This window comes from Klebsiella variicola (genome assembly GCF_000828055.2).
GTDB lineage: Bacteria > Pseudomonadota > Gammaproteobacteria > Enterobacterales > Enterobacteriaceae > Klebsiella > Klebsiella variicola.
The window spans coordinates 2672295-2694893 of the sequence record NZ_CP010523.2; the positions used below are offsets into that span (position 1 = coordinate 2672295).

22 protein-coding genes are annotated in these 22599 nt (G+C 54.7%); 11 read left to right on the forward strand and 11 right to left on the reverse strand.

All coding sequences use genetic code 11. The features are described from left to right. Positions 1-54: 54 nt before the first annotated feature. On the reverse strand, positions 55-585 hold the full coding sequence (locus SP68_RS12575) for a fimbrial protein (protein ID WP_008804859.1): 531 nt from the start codon (positions 583-585) through the stop codon (positions 55-57). Positions 586-1027: 442 nt separating this feature from the next. Here SP68_RS12575 and SP68_RS12580 point away from each other — a divergent pair, with 442 nt between their 5' ends. Both SP68_RS12580 and SP68_RS12585 read left to right on the forward strand, forming a co-directional pair. Then, positions 1028-1687, forward strand: a complete 660-nt coding sequence (locus SP68_RS12580) for a winged helix-turn-helix transcriptional regulator (protein WP_022065813.1) — start codon at positions 1028-1030, stop codon at positions 1685-1687. Between the two features lie 66 nt (positions 1688-1753). Further along, positions 1754-2383: a helix-turn-helix domain-containing protein gene (locus SP68_RS12585; RefSeq protein ID WP_022065814.1), complete on the forward strand. Its 630-nt coding sequence runs from the start codon at positions 1754-1756 to the stop codon at positions 2381-2383. A gap of 70 nt (positions 2384-2453) precedes the next feature. On the opposite strand, the gene SP68_RS12590 is transcribed toward SP68_RS12585, so the two are convergent. After that, a complete protein-coding gene (locus SP68_RS12590) occupies positions 2454-3662 on the reverse strand; it encodes an MFS transporter (protein WP_040968512.1) in 1209 nt (402 codons plus the stop codon). A 103-nt stretch (positions 3663-3765) separates the two neighbouring features. Here SP68_RS12590 and SP68_RS12595 point away from each other — a divergent pair, with 103 nt between their 5' ends. Continuing rightward, positions 3766-4668, forward strand: coding sequence for a LysR family transcriptional regulator (locus SP68_RS12595; RefSeq protein ID WP_016161050.1), 903 nt, complete (start codon positions 3766-3768; stop codon positions 4666-4668). 41 nt (positions 4669-4709) lie between these two features. Here SP68_RS12595 and SP68_RS12600 read toward each other — a convergent pair whose 3' ends face one another. Next, positions 4710-5597 (reverse strand): LysR family transcriptional regulator, encoded by an 888-nt coding sequence (locus SP68_RS12600; protein ID WP_040968511.1) that lies wholly within the window; start codon positions 5595-5597, stop codon positions 4710-4712. Between the two features lie 160 nt (positions 5598-5757). On the opposite strand from SP68_RS12600, the gene ahlK reads away from it, so the two are divergent. Then, positions 5758-6552 carry an N-acyl homoserine lactonase AhlK gene (ahlK, locus tag SP68_RS12605; RefSeq protein ID WP_162499967.1) on the forward strand — a complete coding sequence of 265 codons (795 nt, stop codon included), beginning with the start codon at positions 5758-5760 and terminating at the stop codon, positions 6550-6552. Between the two features lie 104 nt (positions 6553-6656). Here the strand turns inward: ahlK and tolA are convergent, their stop codons facing one another. From tolA to SP68_RS12640, 7 genes are all read right to left on the reverse strand, one after another. After that, positions 6657-7085: a cell envelope integrity protein TolA gene (tolA, locus tag SP68_RS12610; RefSeq protein ID WP_008804864.1), complete on the reverse strand. Its 429-nt coding sequence runs from the start codon at positions 7083-7085 to the stop codon at positions 6657-6659. A 111-nt stretch (positions 7086-7196) separates the two neighbouring features. Then, entirely contained in the window at positions 7197-8339 is a 1143-nt protein-coding gene (locus SP68_RS12615; protein ID WP_032733043.1) for a M20 family metallopeptidase, read from the reverse strand. Further along, positions 8339-9094: a glutamine amidotransferase gene (locus tag SP68_RS12620; protein WP_032733042.1), complete on the reverse strand. Its 756-nt coding sequence runs from the start codon at positions 9092-9094 to the stop codon at positions 8339-8341. The genes SP68_RS12615 and SP68_RS12620 overlap by 1 nt, the downstream gene beginning before the upstream one ends. 14 nt (positions 9095-9108) lie before the next feature. Further along, positions 9109-10188, reverse strand: coding sequence for a phosphotriesterase family protein (locus SP68_RS12625; RefSeq protein ID WP_040968510.1), 1080 nt, complete (start codon positions 10186-10188; stop codon positions 9109-9111). A 3-nt stretch (positions 10189-10191) separates the two neighbouring features. Then, on the reverse strand, positions 10192-11193 hold the full coding sequence (locus SP68_RS12630) for an ABC transporter permease (RefSeq protein WP_016161045.1): 1002 nt from the start codon (positions 11191-11193) through the stop codon (positions 10192-10194). An 18-nt stretch (positions 11194-11211) separates the two neighbouring features. Next, on the reverse strand, positions 11212-11958 hold the full coding sequence (locus SP68_RS12635) for an ATP-binding cassette domain-containing protein (protein ID WP_004198552.1): 747 nt from the start codon (positions 11956-11958) through the stop codon (positions 11212-11214). Between the two features lie 380 nt (positions 11959-12338). Beyond that, complete coding sequence (locus SP68_RS12640) at positions 12339-13361, reverse strand: LacI family DNA-binding transcriptional regulator (RefSeq protein ID WP_004190069.1); 1023 nt, start codon at positions 13359-13361, stop codon at positions 12339-12341. Positions 13362-13706: 345 nt separating this feature from the next. Here SP68_RS12640 and SP68_RS12645 point away from each other — a divergent pair, with 345 nt between their 5' ends. Beyond that, positions 13707-14660, forward strand: a complete 954-nt coding sequence (locus SP68_RS12645) for an ABC transporter substrate-binding protein (RefSeq protein WP_004190071.1) — start codon at positions 13707-13709, stop codon at positions 14658-14660. Position 14661: 1 nt separating this feature from the next. Here the strand turns inward: SP68_RS12645 and SP68_RS12650 are convergent, their stop codons facing one another. Continuing rightward, positions 14662-15534, reverse strand: coding sequence for a PfkB family carbohydrate kinase (locus SP68_RS12650; protein WP_040968509.1), 873 nt, complete (start codon positions 15532-15534; stop codon positions 14662-14664). A 26-nt stretch (positions 15535-15560) separates the two neighbouring features. Here SP68_RS12650 and SP68_RS12655 point away from each other — a divergent pair, with 26 nt between their 5' ends. The 6 genes from SP68_RS12655 (at position 15561) to SP68_RS12680 (ending at position 22504) form a co-directional block, all read left to right on the forward strand. Then, entirely contained in the window at positions 15561-16406 is an 846-nt protein-coding gene (locus tag SP68_RS12655; protein ID WP_004176161.1) for a BtpA/SgcQ family protein, read from the forward strand. Continuing rightward, positions 16406-17050 carry a TenA family protein gene (locus SP68_RS12660; protein ID WP_002904912.1) on the forward strand — a complete coding sequence of 215 codons (645 nt, stop codon included), beginning with the start codon at positions 16406-16408 and terminating at the stop codon, positions 17048-17050. Before SP68_RS12655 ends, SP68_RS12660 begins: the two co-directional genes overlap by 1 nt. Before the next feature lie 377 nt (positions 17051-17427). After that, positions 17428-19038: an ABC transporter substrate-binding protein gene (locus tag SP68_RS12665; protein ID WP_008804870.1), complete on the forward strand. Its 1611-nt coding sequence runs from the start codon at positions 17428-17430 to the stop codon at positions 19036-19038. Further along, positions 19016-19978, forward strand: a complete 963-nt coding sequence (locus tag SP68_RS12670) for an ABC transporter permease (protein WP_008804871.1) — start codon at positions 19016-19018, stop codon at positions 19976-19978. Before SP68_RS12665 ends, SP68_RS12670 begins: the two co-directional genes overlap by 23 nt. Continuing rightward, a complete protein-coding gene (locus SP68_RS12675) occupies positions 19971-20834 on the forward strand; it encodes an ABC transporter permease (RefSeq protein WP_012968221.1) in 864 nt (287 codons plus the stop codon). The genes SP68_RS12670 and SP68_RS12675 overlap by 8 nt, the downstream gene beginning before the upstream one ends. Then, the gene (locus tag SP68_RS12680) at positions 20831-22504 is read left to right on the forward strand and encodes a dipeptide ABC transporter ATP-binding protein (RefSeq protein WP_012968222.1); all 1674 of its coding nucleotides are present in this window, start codon (positions 20831-20833) and stop codon (positions 22502-22504) included. The genes SP68_RS12675 and SP68_RS12680 overlap by 4 nt, the downstream gene beginning before the upstream one ends. The last annotated feature ends 95 nt before the right edge of the window (positions 22505-22599 follow it).

The following is a 22599-nucleotide window of genomic DNA, read 5'->3' on the forward strand; positions in this document are numbered from 1 at the left end:
AGACCTCTAAAACATGGGGCCGTATCGACCCCATCAGGTTTTCTGAACAGAAAATCAGTTATATACAATGGAGAAGTTAGCAACGGAGTTGGCCGTACCCGGCGTTACTGATGCCGTGGTGGAGATATATTGCGCATAGAATTTCAGCGTATTGTCCTGGGTGCTGCTAAGCACGTAGTTATAGCTGTTCTCACCGTGCAAAGGCAGATCGACTTTATCGGCAGTCATCAGGTTAATCGCCACCCCTGACGCCGCACTGGAGGCTGAGGTATCAATAGCCAGCAGGTTAGGGTTGGTCAGATCGGGGGTGCCATCAAAGCGTACTTTTGTTGAAGTCACCGTGGTTGGACAGTTTTTAAGCACAATATTAAAATCTTTTGCAGCCGCTTTTGTGCCACTGTTCGGAAATTCACTTTTATAAAAATTACCGAGGTTAACCTGCTGGTTTTGCGATGCCACGTCGACTTCACAGGCAGTATCCAGAATGTTCCCAACGAAATTTACGGTGCCAGCGGCAGCAAAAGCGTGAGATGTTGACAGCGCTGCAGTTGCGGTCAATGCAACTAAAATAAGACTTTTTTTCATTACTCTGTTTCCTTATTAACTTTGTATACCACTCGTATTCAGGCAATAGGGTGCCGAGGAGTGTATACACTCTTTATATACCGGTGCCTTTATTTTACTGTGCAGCATGGCAGCCATAATTCATTACGGTAAAACCCTGAACTGTTCTGCTGACTGGCTAAAATTTATCTAATCATTTTCTTAAACTCAATTATTTTCTGGGTCTACCTGTAGACTTTCATTTAACGAATATTCAACATTTATTGCTTATTTATTGGCATTGTTAATGCTCAGTCTATTTTTAGACCGACACCTCATGGATTAAAAAATCAATAACTTAGAGAGCGTCTTTGGGCGGGTCTACTTTTAGACTGCAACTCAATATTCCGTGGATTCTTAATTTTTAAGATAATTCTTCAGGACGATACAAAAAGCGATCACAGTTGAGGAATTGAGGCTGCTTATGAACACGCGCTTAACCCCCCCGGAAAACCATGACAAATCACTTGCTCTGGAATTAAAACCATTCCGGCACATTGAGGCATTGATAAAACATGTGTTGCCAGCAGCAGAAAGAGTCGTGATCGGCAGAGGTGACGTCGTGCATTATTATAAAGATGATATCCGGCAGTGCTTTTTGCTATTGCAAGGTAGCGTTGCGCTGCACCGTCGCGGCGATGGCATTGTTTTAAATTCTGAATCAGCACCGTTTATTCTGGGCGTCAGTAGTCAGTTTTCCTCAGAGCATCTTTATGTGAGAGCGCTGGAGACGTCAGAGATCGCCCGTGTGCCACTGGATTGTTTTAATCACATCGTGGCACAACTGGATCTGTGGGAGCATTTTTCGAAACTCCTCATTTACACGGCCTCCCGGGTGTATGAGCATTGCGCACAAATCTCCCAGATGTCAGCTTATGACATCATCCGCTTTCAGCTTGTTGAACTCATGCAAGAGCCGGATGCGATACGGCAAAAAATTACGGCTGCAGCCTATATTAAGAGCCGAACCTATCTTTCACGGAGCGGGATTATGCGAATTTTGGCCGAGCTACGAACCGGGAAGTACATCACCATGGAACGGGGTATACTGCTTGATATCAACCACTTGCCTCGAAAATACTGACGATGAGGATACCCGCGACTGGAAGCCACGCTATAATCAGACAGGTCAATATTAAGGTTATCGGTTATGTCCTCTTCAGAAAGATCTCACAAAGGTTCACCCTACGCGCAAGAGCTGATTACTCACTTACAGCCGTATTGCACACCACGTAAAACTGAAAGAGGGGAGCAACTGGATTTCAAGGTGAACGGCCAGGGGGTGTGTTACTTGATCCTCGAGGGAACCGTAGCGGTTTATCGCCGAAACGATAACATGATGCTGTCCACTGCACGCAGTCCCGCCGTGTTTGGTCTTGCCAATCTGACGGATATTTACTTCGATGACTATATCAAAACCATAAACCCCTGCCTGATTGGCGAGATCTCCACCGCTCGTGTTAATGACATTATTAAAGAAAAATCGTTATGGGGACTGCTCTCAAAGCAACTGATGTTTGTGTATGGCCGACTATACAACAACGTGATGCCGCAGGGCGCTCCTACCGCGTATGAAATGATCCGCCAGCAGTTGCTCAATCTCATAGAAGAAGATGAGAGTTATCGCGCGGCAGTCACAGCAGAACTCTACATACGCGAGAAAACCCATCTGTCTCGCAGCGGTGTCATGCGTATTCTTGCGGATTTAAAAACGGGTGGTTTTATCGAAATGGAGGAGGGAAGACTCATCAAAATCCATAAGCTTCCCGCCAGGTACTAAATAACGCCCCTCATCTCAATTTAGCGACCACACCTGGGTTTTAAATGTCCAGGGCAGGGCGCGCCCTGTTCTACTCAGTGGTGAAACGATCGGGCTCGAACGTACGTTTAGCCAGTTTCTTTTGCAAAACGATGACAATAATTGGGGTTCCTGATGCGGTAATTGCACATACCGCCAACAGCATGTCCATATTTTGTAGCGCCATGCGATGGTCGGGTAACAAAAAAGCAGACAGGAAAAATGCGGCAGTTGTCATCAGATACATCATGGATGTCTGTAATGAAGAGAATCCCGCTCGTTGCTTGTTATCAGGAAACTGAATCGTCACCGCCGACGATGACACCAGACGACTGTAAGCTGCGCCGAGAAATAACGTAATAAATAGCGCTGGATGCGGATAGCCCATCAGGGGTATCAGTAAGCTCAGGATAAAAACGAGGGTCGACCCGGTCGCCAAACTCAAAGCAGAAACACGAGAGGTTAATGCGCCTGTCATTCTGGTAGACAGATACCCCGCCAGGCCCCCGCCGAAGAACAACCAGGGCAGCAGACCTTGAGAAGCCCCCAACAGCTGCGTCATTAATGGCGCCAGGACAGGAATGATCAGCATTGGACTAAACTGTACCAGCGCATTACCGGAAGCAAACAGTAAAGTATCTACATCGAGGGGCAGCGCGTGGGACGTGTCGAAAGTGACGGGATCCTGAGGGATGATGGAGACGATCAGTGGCAATGCCAACCAACACAGTGTACAGATTAACCACAACGCGACATGCCAACCGTAATGAGTACACAAAAATAATACAGCGGGCATCCCCACGATGCTGACCATCGAAAATGACGCAATCACCGTCGCCAACATTTTTCCTCGCAAGTCAGCCGGCGTGTGGTTTATCAAAATAGTGATCCCCACCCCCATTGTCGTACCGCCAACCAGTCCTGCGAAAAAGCGCAATGTAAGAAGAAGAGGAAAACTGGTGGTCAATGTCGTCAACAGTGTCGCCATGGCTAGCAGTACCATATTAGCGATTAAAAAACGTTTCTTATTGCAACGGTCAACCCAGTAAAAGGCGATAATTCCCGACAGGACGGCTCCAGATGTGTACATACCGGATACATAGCCTGAGAAGGTGACGGGAACAGCGAAATCTGCAGCCATAAATGTAAAAACAGGGCTGAACATCATATATTCCAGCGCATTAGTAAACTGGACAAAAGCGATTACCATAGCAATCCGAATGAGCGTCTTTTGATTAAATGTTGTGGTGACCAGTGGCATAGCAAGCGACCTGTGGATGAAAGATATCCTAGCTTAACTGCTATCAAACTTGTCGATTAGGTGGTAAAAATGGCACTCATTATTATCATATGTGGGATAGTTGATGCGGCCAGTTCTTGACTTTAATGCGCTGAAAATCTTCATTGCTGTGGTGGAACGAGACAGTTTTGTCGGGGCATCGAAAGCCCTGGAAATGCCGACATCAAATGTGAGCCGTTGCATTTCTCAGTTAGAAGACAAACTGAACCTTCAGCTCATTGAGCGCAGTACCCGACATATGAAACTCACACAGGCGGGGCATCTACTCTATACCCGGGCGAAGCCATTACTGGAAGCACTTGAGCAAACTGAAACCGAATTAACGTTGCGACAAATGCAATTCAAGGGGCCATTACGTATCTGTATTCCCAATGAAATCGGTCCTGTATTGCTGGGCTCTGTTGTTGCTGATTTCGCCTGTCAGCATCCGGACCTGGAGATAAGTTGCGTCACAAATTTGTCGGGTTATGAATCCCTGCGAGATGATCTGGATTTAGCTGTCATTGTTAGCCGTGGTCAGATGGATGACAGTGACTACATCGCCCGTCATCTGGTGACGATCCCTTGCACCATCGTTGCGGCCCCCTCCGTCATCCAGCGTTATGGCACGCCTTCTCGAATACAGCAATTTGAAGAGTTACCCTGTATTACAACGGTGAATGCGCTTAAAGGCGCTCCCTGGCAGTTTGTGAATAAAAAGGGCGGATTCGAGACGATCAAGGTTAACGGTCGTTATCGGGTCAACAGCGGAGAGATGGCAGGGCGGGCGGCCATCTCAGGTGCCGGTTTTGCCATCCTGTCGAAACAAGCCTGCCAACCCTATATTGATGATGGGCGGTTAATCGAGATTGAATTTGAACAATCGGCAGCCCCCTTGCAATTGTTCGCTCTGTATTCAGATCGGCGTTACTTGCCGGCAAAAACAAGAGCGCTTATTGATTTCATGCATCAGAGATTGAGTCATTAACAAGAGGCCATCTTCAGCGCGCCAGGGAGGCGCTGTTCTATTCAGCCGGCCGGCTCAAGCAACAAATCTCTGAGATAGCCCTCCAGCAGGGAGGCACAAATTCGCGTTTCATACGACATCATCCCAGCTGGTGGATGGAGCAACCAGGCACTAAATGGCGGGATCGGATAGTGGCTTAAGAGGGGGATGAGCGCGCCGTCTGCCATTTCTTTTCTGCAAACCGGACTTTGCAAAACACCAATGGCATGTCCCGCTAATAACCAGGAGAGGACACTCCGCCAGTGCGTGGACTGAAATTGAATATTGACGGGAACATTAATGAGTTGATCTTCGGAAGCGATCAATTGAATGCGATTACTGGCGAATACACCGGAAACAGCAGCAAATGGATAATCTGTCAGCGCTTCCGGCGTGTCAGGATGACCCATTTTCGCCAGCAGAGCCGGAGAGGCCACTAGCACTCTGCGCACGGCGCCAAGCGGACGTGCGACAAAAAAGCCTTCGGAGACATCACCTAACCTCAGTGATAAATCGACCCCCTCGGTGACGGGATCGATGACGCGGTCGTTAAAAATGACATCGACCTGCAGCTCCGGATGCTCGTTCTGAAGCTGCAACAATGCAGGCATCAGCAGGCTTTCTCCGGCGGAATAGGGCGCGGCAATACGGATTTTGCCTTGCAGCCCCTGATTTTCCTCATTCACAGAAAGAGCATGCTCTGCCGCCTGAACGGCCGCTTTGCTTCGCTCGTAAAACACGTTACCGCTGTGCGTTAGAGACATGTTACGCGTGTTGCGCCTAAGCAAACGTGTCCCAAGATGTGCTTCCAGTTTTTCTATTCTTTCACTCACGGCGGGCTGGCCAATGCCGAGATCACGGGCTGCAGCCGACATGCTGCCCCGTTCAACCACCCTGATAAATATGCGCATTGCTGAGAAGAGATCCATTCACCAATTATATTGGCTTTACCGATAAATGTAAGTGGGGACAGGCATCTACTGCTTTCCTGCGAAATGATGAAAAATCCAGACTCAAGGCCTGAGTCAGGCTAAATTTCAATCTATTTAATTGATTTATTGGTGGAAAATAATGATGCCAGAGATAAAGCTTTTCATGTTCCAGTCAGGAACACAGCATTGTCGATATCAGCATATCCGGATGAATCAGGGCGTGGGAGAGCATTATGAGATCCCTGTTCCCTGGTTTCTGCTGACCCATCCGGATGGGTTTACGCTGATTGACGGCGGTCTGGCTGTCGAAGGATTGAAAGATCCCAGTGGTTATTGGGGAAGTGCTGTAGAGCAGTTTAAACCGGTGATGTCAGAAGAACAGGGCTGTGTGGAACAACTTAAGAGGATTGGCATTGCTCCTGAGGATATCCGCTATGTGGTCCTGTCCCATTTGCACTCTGATCATACGGGAGCAATTGGTCGCTTCCCCCATGCTACGCATGTTGTCCAGAGGCAAGAGTATGAATATGCCTTTGCCCCTGACTGGTTTACGTCAGGAGCCTATTGCCGACGCGATTTCGATCGTCCCCAACTTAACTGGCTTTTTCTGAACGGGTTGTCCGATGATCACTATGACCTTTACGGTGATGGCACGCTGCAGTGTATTTTCACCCCAGGGCATTCACCGGGCCATCAATCTTTTCTTATCCGCTTACCGGGTGGTACAAATTTTACGCTAGCGATTGATGCGGCTTATACCTTAGATCATTACCATGAGAAGGCGCTCCCGGGGCTAATGACGTCTGCTACTGATGTCGCTCAGTCAGTGCGAAAGCTGCGTCAGCTTACCGAGCGATATCATGCGGTATTCATACCCGGCCACGATCCTGAAGAATGGAAAAAAAACAGGCTTTCGCCAGCCTGTTACTATTGAATCATTCCTCGCTGATCGCCAAAAAGCGTCTGTTAAACAGGGCTGTCAGCTTATCTTGTTCGAAATGGCCCTGGTGATGGCCGGGGCCATTTCTGCCGGCAAGCTCAGGGCTTCACGTCCAGCACGACATGACTGAATGTTTGATAGGTTTTTTCGTCCGGCGCGGGCGGGATGTTGGCTTTTTTCAGCGCGGACATCACCTGCGCGCAGAATGGCCGATCGCCGCTCTCGACCGTCGGATCCTGCACTGTCCCGTCACGCTGTAGCGTAAAGCGCACCGAGCATTTTTGCCCTTGCCAGGAGGCCGGCTGGTCTATGTTAGCGAAGATAGCCGCCTGGATCCGCGCCAGATAGCGTGAGGCATTGGCCTGGGGTGAAGTATCGGAACCCGTTTGATAATCGCGAAGTATCTTATCCACTTCAGCCGATATTTTAGCGTCTTCGGCGCTGTCCGGCGCAGAAGCACCACCCGAGCAGGCGGAAAGAAGTAAAGAGAGGGTGCAAACGAGCACAGCGTTGGTTTTCACGGACATGCTAAGCCTCCTTGCTGGTGGGGATACCGTCGTGTACGAGGCGGTTATCCTCTGTTATTCCGCGAAATTATTCAAACGCTGAATGCATGGCACGCGCTTTCAGTGACAGTGTCACTCATTTTTTACTTTCGTCGCGGGCGGTGATGCCATCCAGTCGCGAATAATGTCACCGTATAGCTGTTCTGCCTCCGCCAGTCGGCTGAGCAGGCAGTACTCGTCGGTTTGATGCGCCATCGACGGCTCGCCGGGGCCGAGAATAATACAGGGCGGATCGCCCAATGCAGGCAGCAGCAGCGAGGCGTCGGTAAAGTAGGGCACCACGCGCGGCGCAATCGGCTCAGCGTGCAGCGGCTGACAGCGTTGGTAAACCTGCTTAATCCACGCGTGATCCTCCCGGCTGAGGACGGCGGGCAGGTCGACCAGCGTGGAGACGGTGACGCTTTCGCCAAGCAGCGTCGTCAAGCGCTCCCGGATAGTGGCGTGCTGTAAATTGGGCGCGCTGCGGATATCGACATCAAAACGCGTGCGGTCCGGTACGGAATTAATATTGAGTCCGCCTTCTATGCGTCCGACGTTGAGGGTGGGTTGCTTCATTAGCGGATGCGGCGCGCCTGGCGAAAAATGCTGAATCTTACCCAGCGCATCCGCCGCAAGATAGATAGCATTGATCCCCAGCTCCGGCATCGCGCCGTGGGCGGTTTTCCCCCGCGTTTCGCAGCGTAGCCAGAGCGCGCCTTTATGGCCGATAACCGGATAGTTGGCGGTGGGTTCACCGACGATCAGCGCGCCCACCTCCGGCAACGTTGCGGAGGCGATCAGCGCCCGCGCGCCGTCGCAGCCGGTCTCTTCTCCGCCGGTTATCAGCAATACCGCGCCGCGTCCGGCGAGGATCGCTTCCCGCTGATGAACGCAGGCGACGGCAAACGCCGCTATCGCCGCTTTCATATCGCTGGATCCGCGGCCATAAAGACGCCCGTCTTCCATCTGCGAGCCAAAAGGATCGTACTGCCAGCGGGCATTTCCCAGCGGGACGGTATCCAGATGTCCGGTAAAGGCCAGCGGTTTACCGCTCTTCGCCCCGGGCAGGCTGGCAATAAGATTGCAGCGTCCCTCGCCGAACGACGACAGCGAAACCTCAAAACCGCTCTCGTCAAGCCAGTCGGCGAAGAACCGCATGCAGTCGGCTTCGCTGCCCGGCGGGTTGATGGTGTTAAAGCCCAGCAGCTGCCGGGCGAGCTCAAGGGGCGTGGTCATCAGCGGCGTTCCGTCAGCCAGTCGAGGCAGTTAATCCATAGCTGGCGATAGCCGGGCCATTTGGCAAACTCTTCCGGCAGCCAGTGCGCCGACATGTCGCTGGTCCACACCAGTGAGCGACCCTGCTGATATTCGCGAACAGCCAGTAGCGGATGATCGGTACCGGCCACGGTCGCCAGCAGTTTGCCTTCCGGGTGCATTTCAACTTCGTTATAGCCCAGCAGCCACGGCCATTCGCCCGGAATATCGTTAAACAGGGGGTGAGACTCCGTCACTTCGGCATAGCAGCCTTCCGGGGTTTCAATGCGATCGTCCCAGGCCAGGCAGCGTACCGGCAGCACTTTCTCCACCGCGGTATGGCGGTAGCGCGCGCCGCCGTTGATTCCCTGGAAGCTGTAATAGCCGCCGATCATCATCAGCGCCCCCCCGCCGGCCACGTAATCATGCAGGAGCGTTAAACGGTTGGCGGTTCGGCGGCTCTTCAGCCAGGTGTCCGGATGCAGCAGCAGCGTATTGGCGCCAATGTCCGAGAGAATAATCGCATCCCACTCCTGCAGCGCTTCCAGCGTCAGCGGAAAGTCGGTCGCCGCCGCGTGGGCGGGCATATAGGTAATGGCATAGGGACTGTCGGCGAGCGCGGCCAGAAAGTCCGTTGCGCCGGTGTGCCAGGTGGCGGTGGCAAACTGGTCGAAGCCTTTAACGTGCGTTGACGTGCTGGTCCAGGACTCACCGACCAGTAAGATTTTTTTCTGCATGATGACGTTTCCTTTTATCCGCCAAAGACCCGCTGGGGGTTTCCAATCATTAAGGTTTCAAGTTGTTCGCCGCTGACGCCGTGGCGCCGCAGACGGGGAACAAAATGCTTGAGTATGTAGCCATAACCGTGGCCGCCGTAGCGGGTGAGCATGGTTTTCAGGAAGACGTCCTGCGACAGCAGAATTTGCTGGATGTAGCCGTCGTCAATCAGCTCGCGGATCGCGCGGGCGTTCTCCTCGTCGGAGGGCGACTGCGCCGACTCGTCGGCGTAGTAATAGCTCATGCCAATCATGTCGTATTCGAGAAACGCCCCGCGCTGCGCCAGTTCGCGCTGGTAGCGCTTATCGGCAAAGCTGGGATTCATATGGCACAGCACGGTATGGCGTAAATCGGCGCCTTCCTGCTCGAGAATATCCAGCACCCGATGGCCCAGCCGCTCCCAGCCAGGCAGATGGACCTCGATCGGCACGCCGGTCGCGGCGCTGGCCCGACCCGCAGCGCGCAGGGATTTCTCCTCATCCGGCGTAAAGCGGCTGGAGATACCGATTTCGCCGATAAGTCCGGCGAGCACCTCCGGTTTCTCCTCCGCGCCGCCAAGATCGTAAATCAGCCGTTCGGTCAGCTGTTCGACGCTGCTGATTTTTACCCACTCAGGGTGCGAAGGTTCCAGATAGAGCCCGGTCCCCATAATGATATTCAGACCGGTCAGACGCGCGATGCGCGCCAGCGCTTTCGGATCGCGGCCAATGCCGATATTGGTCGGGTCGACCACCGTTTCTCCGCCAAGGGCTCGATATTTAGTCAGCTCGTCAATCGCAACGTCGACATCAAACAGCTGACAGTTATCGCGGCTCATCAGCGGGTTGAGCGACAGTTCGCCAAGGTTTTCCATTTTCACCGGCATTTCGGCAAGACGGCGATCGCTGCAGCAGCAGGGCGGCACCCATTTGCCGGAGGCATCCAGCAGAATATGCTCATGCATCAGAGTAACGCCCATTTCGTTAATCGGTAGTGGGCCAAGCACAGTCATTACGTAACCGCTGCTGACGCCAACCGGCAGCGGGGAGGGATGGCGAAAAATTGATCCTTTCATCAGCTATCCTTTTGCCGCGGAGCGCGTCGGGTTGAGAATGCGGGTGTTCAGCCAGATAGCCAGCAGGATAATGGTGCCGGTGGCTATCTGGGTGTAAAACGGCGAAATATGCGACAGGATCAGCCCGTTCTGAATGACCGCAATCGACAGCGCGCCCAGCAGCGTGCCAATAATAGTCCCGAAGCCGCCAAACAGACTGGTGCTGCCTAGCACAACGGCAGCAATGACCTGCAGTTCAAAGCCTTCGCCCTGGTTGGAAGAGCCGCTGCCGAGGCGTGCGGTAATGATCATCCCCGCCAGCGCGGCGGCCATTCCGCTGATGATATAGACCTTCATGGTGACCGCTTTGGTGTTAATGCCGCTGCGCCGCGCGCCTTCGGCGTTGGCGCCGATAGCGGTCACGTAGCGGCCAAAGCGCATATGGTTGAGAACGATATGCCCGATCACCAGTATCATCATGCCGATCAGCGCGGGCATGGGGATACCAACTACCCACGCGCGTCCGATAAAGGTAAACAGGCTGTCAGCCGGCACCGGAATCGAGTAGCCCTGGGTGACCAGCAGCGCGATGCCGCGAACTACGGCCAGGGTGGCGAGCGTGACGATGAACGCCGGAATGCCTTCATAGGCAATAAAGAAGCCGTTGATGGCGCCAACGAATCCGCCGAGCAGCAGGCCGCCGAGGAGTACCACCGGCCACGGCAGCCCCCAGTTATTCAGAGCGATAGCGGAGAGCGCGCCGACCAGCGCCAGGGTGGAGCCTACCGACAGATCGATACCGCCGGTGGTAATGACCAGAGTCATTGCCGTCGCAACGATCAGCAGCGGGGCGCTCTGACGGATAATGTTGAGCCAGTTGGTGCCGGTGAGAAAGTTGCTGGTGATCAGCGAAAACACCACGCAGCAGAAGACGAAAAAGAGCGCGATGCTGACCACGCCTGAGTGGTTATGCAGCAGGCGGCGCGGCAGCGAATGCTGGATCATGCGGGAGCTGCTTAAGTTCATGATACTCATCCTGTTACCTCAATGTGCTGCCGCAGAGCGGGCGGTGAATTTTTCGCCCACAATCAGGTTAACGATATCGCTCAGGCTGGTGTCGGACACCCGTCTGTCGGCGACGTTCGTACCTTCATACATCACCATGATCCGGTCGCAGACCAGGAACAGGTCCTGCAGGCGGTGGGTAATCAGAATCACGCTCACCCCGCGAGCGGAAACGCGGCGAATGAGTTCCAGAACCGCTTCAACTTCCGCGACGGCCAGCGCGGCGGTGGGTTCATCCATAATCAGCACTTTCGGGTCAAAGGCCGCGGCGCGGGCGATGGCTATAGCCTGGCGCTGGCCGCCGGAGAGATTTCGCACCAGCAGGCGAGTATCCGGAATGGAGATCCCGAGCCCTTTAAGCATCTCTCTGGCATCGGCGTGCATTTTGGCCTCGTCGAGAAAGGGGATGCCGAGGACCGATTTCATCGGCTCACGGCCCATAAACAGATTGCCCGCGACGTCGACCGTGTCGCAGAGCGACAGATCCTGGTAGACCATCTCGATATGGCAACGGCGCGAATCGGCCGGATTCGTAAACTGTTGCTGTTCACCGTCGATACGAATCGTGCCGCTGGAGGGGATCACCGCGCCAGAGAGCACTTTGGTCAGGGTGGATTTCCCCGCGCCGTTATCGCCCACTAAGCCCAGCACTTCGCCCGGGGCCAGCTCAAGGTTGACTCCGCGCAATGAGCGTATCGACCCGTAGGTCTTGGTGATATTGATCATCTCTACCCTTGGCGGGGTAGTTTGTGGCTGCTGCATCTGATAACTCCCATCGCTGTGGCCGGGAAAATGTTCGCCATCCTGCGGGAGGGACTCTATCCGACACGGTTTACAATCTAGTAAACCGGTTTACCTGCGGAATAGAGCACTCGCCAGGGCAGTCAGGACAAACGCTATGTAAGATATTTGTTCGCCAGTAAGAACATTGCAGCATCCGTGCCAGGGCTGGAACCACACAGCAGCCCTGTAACTTAACCTTATGTATTCAATACACTTAATTGAATACAATCCGGTAAACCGGTTTACTGATTATAGTGAATAAATTGTTAATTGATCGTTTTTTGCGCCAAAAGCGGGCGCTTTTGCGCCATTTTGGGACGGGCTTAACAGATCTTGATCGAGTCGCGGCCAATCCATTCAACCGGCAGGCGGGTTTCCGCAGGGATGTCCGGATCGTCGTTTAGCAGGCGCATCATGATGTTCACCGCGGTACGGCCCAGTTCGCGGGCGGGCTGACGGATAGTGGAGATCCGCGGCTGGGTAAAATCGGCGTAGTTGGCGTCATCGAAGCCGACTAACGAAAGCGCCTCCGGCGCCTGGAGCCCGCTGGCGCGCAAGCCATCGAGCAGGCCGAGCACCAGATAGTCGCTGGCCGCGAAGACGGCGGTGGGGCGAACCGGTTGGCTGAACAGGTACCGCAGCGCCTGCTGGCCAAACTCGCGCTGGTAGTCGCCATACATCACCCATTCGGGCGGCCAGCTCAGGCCCGCTTGCTCCATCGCGGTGCAAAAGCCCTGATAGCGCTCACGGACGCTCATCAGCTTGTCCGGGCCACCGACGAAAGCGATATGGCGATGCCCGGCGGCGATCAGTTTTTCGGTGGCGATCCGCCCGCCCTGGACGTTATCGGCAAACACTTTCGGTACCTTACTGCCGGGAATATCTTCATCCAGCAGGACAATGCGTTCGTGACGCTGGACTTCCTTGCGCAGCAGGCCATTATCGGGGCGGTTGGTGGTGAACAGCAGACCGTCGACCTGGCAGGTATCCAGCCAGCGAATGAACTGGCACTCTTTTTCCGGGTTGTTGCGGGTGATACACAGCACCAGGCTGTAGCCGCTGGCAGAAGCAGCCTCTTCGGCAGCGTCGGCCAGTTCGGCAAAGAAGGGGTTGGTAATATCGGGAAGCACCAGGCCAAGCGTTTCGCTGCCGCCTTTGCTAAGACGGCGTGCCAGGCTATTGCCGCGATAGTCCAGTTCGCGAATGGCGGTTTCGATGCGGTCGATGGTGTCCTGCGGCAGCACAATACTGTTGTTCATATAGCGCGACAGGGTCGCCTTCGACAGCCCCGCCAGCTTTGCCACATCGGATAACAATACGCGTTTTATACTCATTTCCTGCGCCATTTCTGCCAGAATCGGCTATCTGTAACATAGTTAAGCGCGGTGGATACAGCAATTTCTCTGCGAACAATCACCAAAAATAAATGCTTGACAAATTTTAATCAGCAGAGAATTGTATAGGCAGTTTACCGCATCATCCGGGAAGTCATTCCCAACCCCGTTTAAGTTATTCCAGTCGCGCACCGACACGGACCGGTTGCCGGGATGACATTAAGCAGGTATCCGCCGAACGTTCAATGATTGTTCTGGCGATATAGACGATATTTGCCCGCCAAAAAAATAATCCTTCTGCGTTCGCATGCGGCGCGGAACTCTGCTGGCTATCAACTATTCCCGACGAGGATACTGATGATGTTATTTCACACCGGAAAACTGCGTTTCCTTGCTGTCGCCACGACCATGCTGGCATCAATGAGTTTTATTTCTGCCGCCAGCGCTGCCGGTCCGACTTATGCGCTGGTACAAATCAACCAACAGGCGCTGTTCTTTAATCTGATGAATAAAGGCGCACAGGATGCGGCCAAAGCCAGTGGCAAGGATTTAGTTATTTTTAACTCTAACGATAATCCCGTGGCGCAAAACGACGCGATAGAAAACTATATTCAGCAAGGCGTTAAAGGCATTCTGGTTGCTGCTATCGACGTTAACGGGATCATGCCAGCGGTTAAAGAAGCCGCCGCCGCAAACATTCCGGTGATTGCGATTGATGCCGTATTACCGGCCGGGCCACAGGCAGCTCAGGTCGGCGTTGATAATATTGAAGGCGGCAGAATTATTGGTCAATACTTCGTAGACTACGTGCAGAAAGAGATGGGCGGCCAGGCGCGACTGGGTATTGTCGGCGCGCTGAATTCGGCCATTCAGAACCAGCGGCAGAAAGGGTTCGAAGAGACGCTGAAAAGCAATCCGAAGATTACTATCGCTAACGTGGTCGACGGGCAGAATGTGCAGGATAAAGCGATGACCGCGGCGGAAAACCTGATCACCGGTAACCCGGATCTGACAGCGATTTATGCCACCGGCGAACCCGCGCTGCTCGGCGCTATCGCCGCCGTAGAAAACCAGGGGCGGCAGAAAGATATTAAAGTCTTTGGCTGGGATCTGACGGCGAAGGCGATTTCCGGTATGGACGGCGGCTACGTCACCGCCGTACTGCAGCAGGACCCGGAAAAGATGGGCGCCGAAGCCCTGAATGCGCTGAACAGCATCACGTCGGGTAAAACCGTGCCGAAAACCATTCTGGTTCCGGCGACGGTGGTGACCAAAGCGAACGTCGATTCATACCGTCCGCTGTTTAAGTAGGTCAGCGCGCGCCGTCCGTGGTTAACAGGGCGGCGAGCTCATGGCTGCCGGGAAACGCTCTGAGCGTCCCCCGGCGGCTAACGGTAATGGCGGCAGCGCGACTGGCGTGCGCCAGCGCCAGCGCATCCGGCGCGACGCCGCGCAGCAGGGCGGAGGCCAACATGACGGCGAGGAACGTGTCGCCCGCGCCGGTAGTATCAAGCGCCTCGGCGGGCACGGCGGGACAAAACTGACGCTGGCCCTCCTGGACCAGCCAGGCGCCTGCGGCGCCCTGGGTAATCACTAAGGTTTTCACCCCGTATGGCTGGAGCAGCTCGGCCTCGGATTCATTGACCACCGCGATGTCGATGAGCGGCCACAGATGGCAAAAGTCAGGATTGACAGGTGAGGGGTTGAATACCGTCGTCATGCCGCGGCTTCTGGCGTACTGGAACAGCGCCCGCGTTTTATCGAGGGAGAAATTGCCCTGCTGTAGCAGAATATCGCCAGCGACGGCATCCGCCATATGCGGAATAATTTCATCCAGGCTGAATGTATCGGCCGCCGCCGTAGTGGTAATGATGGCGTTGTCGCCATCAGCGCTATTTAAAATAATCGAGGTATCGCTATGTTGATTGAAATGGCCGTCGGGTAGTAGCGTCAGTGGTTCATTTTTTATCTGCTGGCGGATCCACGCGCCGTTGCTGTCATTTCCCGTGGCGGCAATTAAACGCGTCTCTATTCCGCAGCGGGATAATATAATCGCCTGGTTCGCGCCTTTACCGCCGATATCCTGCGACACTTTAACGCCGTGAATGGAGGCTCCTTTTTTCGGTATATCCGGAATGGACCAGGTTTCATCTACGGTAATATTACCAGTAACGTAAACACGCATAGTGTTCCCTTAACAGGATGGATAAGATGGTTGCTATCTCAGCAGAAAAAACGAACGCAATACAAGCTATTTTTTCACGAAGCAAGGCTGTTATTGGTGTTATTCATTGTGACCCATTTCCTGGCTCGCCAAAATATCGAGGAAAATCAGTCTCTGATATTGTTGAACGTGCACTTCGCGATGCTGAAAATTATATTTCAGGCGGTGTTCATGGTCTGATTATTGAAAACCATGGCGATATTCCTTTCTCTAAACCTGAGGATATCGGCCATGAAACCTCAGCGCTGATGGCGGTCATTACCGAGAAAGTTCGTGAACGTTTTGCTGTGCCGCTGGGCATTAACGTTCTGGCTAACGCGGCGATCCCGGCAATGGCGATCGCCCTGGCGGGAGGCGCCGATTTCGTCCGCGTAAACCAGTGGGCCAACGCCTATATCGCCAACGAAGGATTTATAGAAGGGGCGGCCGCTAAGGCGCTGCGCTACCGCAGTATGCTGCGCGCTGAACATATTCGCGTTTTTGCCGATAGCCACGTTAAGCACGGTAGCCATGCCATTGTCGCCGATCGTTCGATTCAGGAACTGACGCGCGATGTCGATTTCTTCGAGGCTGACGCGGTGATCGCCACCGGCCAGCGTACGGGCGATAGCGCCACGATGGCGGAAATTGACGAGATCCGCGCGGCGACGGAACTACCGCTCCTGGTGGGCTCCGGGGTGACACCGGCTAACGTGAAGCAGATCCTCGGGCGGACTCAGGGGGTCATTGTGGCCAGTACAATGAAGGTCGATGGCGTCTGGTGGAACGATGTTGAGCTGGCCCGGGTGAAACATTTTATGTCGGTCGCGCAGGCCGCGCTGGAGGAAGCTTAATGGAAGCGTTTAGCGAACGCCTGCTGCGCGAACATCAACCGGCGTGGCAGGCGATGCAGCAGCACCCGTTTGTGACTGATATCGAACAGGATCGTCTGCCGACAGTCGTCTTCAACCGCTATCTGGTGTTTGAGGGCAACTTTGTCGCGACGGCGATCGCGATTTTTGCCCTCGGGGTCAGCAAAGCGCCGGGTATTCAACAGCAGCGCTGGCTGATTGGCGTGCTGAATGCCCTGGTTGATATACAGATCGCGTGGTTTGAACAGGTGTTGTCAGCGCGGCAGATCGATCCCGCTGAGTACCCGGATGATTTGCCCGGGGTACGGCGCTTTCGCGACGGTATGCTGCGGACCGCCCACGAGGGCAGCTATGAGCAGATTGTGACCCTGATGTTCGGTGCGGAATGGATGTACTATTTCTGGTGCCGACGGGCGAGCGAACATTATCAGAGCGATGCTGATTTACGACGCTGGGTGGAAATGCACGCGGAGGACGAATTTTATCAGCAGGCTCTCTGGCTAAAAAACGAACTCGACCGCTGCGCCATGGCGCTGAGTGAAGACGAAAAGCAGGCGTTATCGGCGCTTTACGGCGAGGTGCTGCAGTGGGAAATTGATTTCCATCACGCGGCGTACGAGGAGTAGCCGCGAGGTGGATCACAGGGGGCGCCGGACGCGGCGTCTCCTGAATACGGGTTATATCTCGACGTTCTGCGTCTTGTTGGCGAAACTTAGCATTACCGTTAATGCCGATTCTTATTTCACATTTTTATCTTAATAAAGTCGGAGGGTTAATTTAGCTGCCTTCTGACTCTTTTGAGAGAAATTATAGAGGACGAGCATTTATGTTATTTTATTCGGGCCTGTAGCTCGGGGCTCTCTTTTTTCTTTTCTTCCCACCTGAAGAAAAAGCTATTTTCAGAAATAGATATAAATTATCCATCGTTACTCGACGGCGGCTCTCCCCCTACAATGGACTTTAATTGCCAGATATTTAACAAAAACCAGGCCAAGGAAAAGGGATGAAACGAAGCATTTATTCACAGAACAGTTTATTGCGCATCAGTCTGCTTTCCGCGCTAACGCTTACTGCCAGCTTCACCACTCACGCACAGGATAAACCTGTCGCGGGGGGTGTGCTGACGGTCGCTCTGGGCAGCGATACCCCGATTATTGACCCCTCTATTACCGCTTATTCCGTCACCGCTCTGGTTACGCGTAACGTGGTGGATTCTTTGGTCGGCCAGGCGGAAGATAACAGCTTTACACCATGGCTGGCGGAACGCTGGGAAATTAAAAACAATAACCGCGAATACACCTTCCATCTTCGCAAGGATGTGACTTTTAGTGATGGCACGAAACTGGATGCTGCGGCGGTAAAATATAACTTTGAACGCATACTCGATCCGAAAACCACCTCCAGTTACTCCAAATCGTTGTTGGGGCCGATTGACGCGATCACTACGCCAGATGAGTACACCGTGGTGATCCGCTATAAAACGCCTTTCGCACCGCTGCTGCAGGGGCTGAGCTTGCCGTATCTCGGTATTCAGTCACCGGCTTATCTGCAGAAAACGGCGAATACCAGCAATACCGTGGTCGGTTCCGGTCCCTTTATCCTCGAATCGTTTGTCAAAGGCAGCGGGAGTAAACTCAGCAAGCGCGCCGATTACAACTGGGGTCCGGGCTATGCCACCCATAAAGGCCCGGCATGGCTGGATAAGATCGAATTTAAGTACCTGCCGGAGTCAGCGGTACGTCTTGGCGCGCTGAATAGCGGGCAGGTACAGGTGATCGATGCCATTCCGCCGGTGAATTATGCGCAGGTAAAAAATAACCCGAAGCTGGATGTGATCACCAGGGAAAACCCCGGCGTTCCGCGCGTCCTTTATTTGAATAGCGACACAGGGATCTTCAGCGACCTGAAAGTGCGGCAGGCCTTCCAGAGCGCCATCGATCGCACTACTGCCGTTAAAGCCGCGTTCTTTGGCATCCTGAAACCTGCCGACAATATTCTTGGACCCGCTACGCTGGATTACGATCCGGCCATTGCCAGCCAGTGGGGGTTTGATCTGCAAAAAGCCCGCCGTCTTCTGGATGAAGCCGGCTGGCAGCAAACCGATAGCGAAGGCTACCGGGTAAAGGAGGGTAAACGCCTTACTGTGCAATTTACCTACTCTTCAAACGATGTCGAAGCCGCTGACGTGACGCTGTTCCAGGCAATTCAATACCAGGTAAAACAAGCCGGTTTTGAACTGAAACTCGATCCGGTGGATTCAGGCATTCTCAGCAGCCGCACGGCGGCTAACCAGTACGATATTATCTCGAACTATTTTGTTCGCCCGGAGCCGGACATCCTGCGTACCGTTTTTCACTCCAACTATATTCCGCCGAAGGGGAACAACTTCAGCCGCGTTAAAGCGCTGGATAGCCAACTGGAAACCGCTGTCGGTGCCAGCGAAGCCGAGCGTAAACGCATCTACTATGCCATCCAGCACCAGATTATCGATCAGGCCTGGGCGGTGCCAATTTACATCCCGGCATATCAGTTAGGGAAAGCCAAACAGGTGCAGGGCATTAGCTGGGCCACGAACGCGAAGCCGAATTTCTATGATGTCTGGATCCAACGCTAAGCTGCTGGCAGCAGGCAAGCGCCTGCTGACCATTTTCGCCGTGTTGTGGGGTGCGGCAACGCTGACCTTTGTTGCGGTAAAACTGATCCCCGGCGATCCTGTGGCAATTCTGATAGGCAGCGCCAACAGCGTTGTGGATGATAGTTTTCGCGAGACACTGACCCGCCAGTTCGGCCTGGATAAGCCACTGTGGTGGCAATATTTGCGCTACTGTGGCGAGGCGCTGACGGGCAACCTTGGCGTGAGTTATCAGTATCGCCAGCCTGTTGTGCAGGTGATTAGCGCAGCGTTGAAAGAGACGGTGCCGCTGGCCGTCAGCGCCCTGGCGCTGGCACTGGTACTGGCGGTATTTAACGCATTACTGACAGCCGGACGTCATCCGCGTCTGCGGTCTCTGCTTGCCGGGTTGGAGCTGATGCTGCTTAGCACACCGGTGTACTGGATCGGCATCGTGTTGTTGAGCATTTTCAGTTTCAAACTGCAATGGTTTCCGGTGACCGGTAACGATGGCTGGATCGCCCTTGTGCTGCCGGTGGTGACGCTCAGCCTGCCGCTGGCTGCGACACTCAGCCAGGTGCTGCGTGATGGGCTGGAGGAGGCGCTTTCGCAGCCGTTCGCCATGACCGTGCGTACGCGAGGGGTGAGTGAAACTGCGCTGCGCTTACGGCATGCGTTGCGCCATGCCTCGCTGGCGGTGTCGACGCTGACGGGGACGCTGCTGGCCAGCGTATTAGGCGGCTCAATTCTGACCGAAACAGTATTTGGTCGGGCGGGGCTGGGGCAAATCACTCTCGGTGCGATTGAGAACCGAGACATGCCCCTGGTGCTGGGGGTGGTGATGTTCTCCGCGCTGTTGTTTGTGGTGATTAACCTGCTGATTGATACCCTTTATTTACTGATCGATCCCCGTCTACGTCTGCGAGGGCATGCTGATGAGTGATCTTTTACTGCGGGTGGCCCGCCGCGACGGGGGGCGCTATCGTAACCCGTGGCTGGCGCCGGGTACCAGCATTCCGTTGTTACTGGTGCTACTGCTCGTGGTGGCGGTGTTTTTTCCATCGCTATTCACGCCGTACACCCCCGAACAGATGGATTTCAGCGCGATTTTGCAGCCGCCGGACCTCAGACACTGGTTCGGTACTGACCAGTTGGGGCGTGATGTGTTTACCCGCGTGGTGTATGGCACCTCGCTGTCGCTGAGCATTGGGGTCGGCGCGACCCTGATTGCCAGCGCGGGCGGTATTGTGCTGGGGACACTGGCAGGTCTTGCGCCCAGGGCGGTACGGCAGTTACTCGTACGGCTACTGGACATTATGCTGGCGTTCCCCGATTTGCTGTTGGCGCTGCTGGCTATCACGGTGTTGGGGCGTGGGCCAGAGAATACCCTGCTGGCGGTCGGACTGGCCGGCATTGCTGGCTATGCCAGGCTGGTGCGCGCGCAAGTGTTGCAGGTCAGGTTATCGGGGTATGTGCAGCATGCGGTGGCGTTGGGGGAGCCGCCAATGGTGATTATTTTGCGCCATATTGTGCCCAATACGCTGCGCCCGCTGCTGGTACTGGCAACGGTGGGGATAGGGTATTCCATATTATCCGCCTCGGCCCTCAGTTTCCTTGGACTTGGGGTGACTCCGCCGACGGCGGAGTGGGGCGCATTGCTCTCTGAGGGACGTAATTTTCTCGATAGCGCCCCATGGGTCAGCCTGCTGCCCGCCAGCGTTGTCGCGCTGTCGGTGATTGCCATTACGCTGCTGGGCCGACGTGTTCAAACCCTTATTGCCAAAGGCGGGATCGCATGACTTCAGAGACCTTCCAGCAACCGCTGTTACAGGTGGCGCAACTGAGCGTCAGCTTCCCCTCGCCGCAGGGGCTGATTGAGGCGGTTAACGCCTTATCGTTTGACGTGCATGCCGGTGAAGTCCTGGCTTTGGTAGGCGAGTCCGGTTCGGGTAAATCCGTCACGGCCCGGACGCTAGTCGGGCTGGCGGGGGCAGGGGCGGCTGTTCGCGCCGAGTCCCTGATATTGCATGGGCACGATGGCCTGTCGCAGAATTTACTGGCGTGCGATGCCCGCCGTTGGCAGCAACTACGCGGGCGCGAAATTGGTTTTGTTTTGCAGGATGCACTGACCTCGCTTGACCCGCTGCGCCGGATTGGTCAGGAAGTCGCGGAGCCGTTGTTGACGCACCGCCTGGAACGGGGGGCGGCAGTTCGCGAACGCGTGGCGGAGCTGTTAACGCAAACCGGCATCCCCGATCCGCATAACCGGATGGCGCAGTACGCACATGAACTCTCCGGTGGCTTGCGCCAACGAGCGCTCATCGCGTCGGCGCTGGCGGCGGGGCCGCGATTACTCATTGCCGATGAACCTACTACCGCGCTGGACGCCACCGTACAAAAACAAGTTTTGAATGTATTCAGGGCCCTGGCGGATGCCGGGCATGGCGTGCTGCTGATCACCCATGATTTATCGGTGGTGGCGGATATTGCCGACCGTGTGGTGGTGATGCGGCAGGGCAAAGCAGTGGAGAGCGGCAAGGTGCGACAGGTGCTGCATGCGCCGCAACACCCTTATACCCGCCGTCTGCTGGCGGCCATTCCCTCTGCCGGTACGCGTGGGACGTGGTTAACAGGAAACGATCCGCTGGGTCAAACGGTAGTGCGGGAGAACATCAGTACTGACAGCACCACACCCGTGCTGGCTGCCGATAACGTATCACTGGCGTATGTTCTGCCGGATGGCCGTCGCTTGCAGGCCGTCAATCAGGTGACGTTAGAGGTCGCGCAGGGCGAAACTCTGGGCATTGTGGGCGAATCCGGTAGCGGGAAGACCACGCTAGGCAAACTGGCGCTGGCGCTGCAGGCACCGCAACAGGGCGAGATCCTTCTCGCTGGGCAACCATGGAGCAGGCTGACAGAACGTCAGCGGCAGCCGTTGCGGTCGCGTATCCAGACGATTGTGCAGGATCCGCTGGGTTCATTTAATCCGCAATATAACGTGGCGCAATTGCTGCAACAGCCTCTGCGCCTGCATACGACGCTCACAGCCGCGGACCGGTTGTCACGTGCGCAGGCGTTGCTGGCGCTGGTTGGTTTAAGTCCTGATCTGCTGACGCGACGTCCGGCCACGCTTTCCGGTGGGCAGCGGCAACGTATCGCCATCGCCCAGGCCCTGGCCTGCGAGCCGGATATTCTGATTTGCGACGAGCCGGTGTCGGCGCTGGATGTCACCACCCAGGCGCAAGTGTTGGATTTGCTGGTAGCGCTGCAACGCCGTTTGCATCTGTCAATGCTGTTTATCTCTCATGATCTGGGCGTGGTGCAGCATATGAGTCATCGTATTGCGGTGATGAAAGACGGCGAGGTAGTCGAAAGCGGCAGTGTGGATCAAATTTTTCGGGCGCCACGCCACCCGTGGACTCGACAATTGTTATCAGCTGTTGGGCAGACGCCGTTGCGATATAACTGAGCAGTAAACGTCAAACACCGTTATCAGAAATGGGGTCATGTTATTCAACACTCTTATCATCTCCAGAGCCCGTTCCAGGCGGTCTTACGTGATAG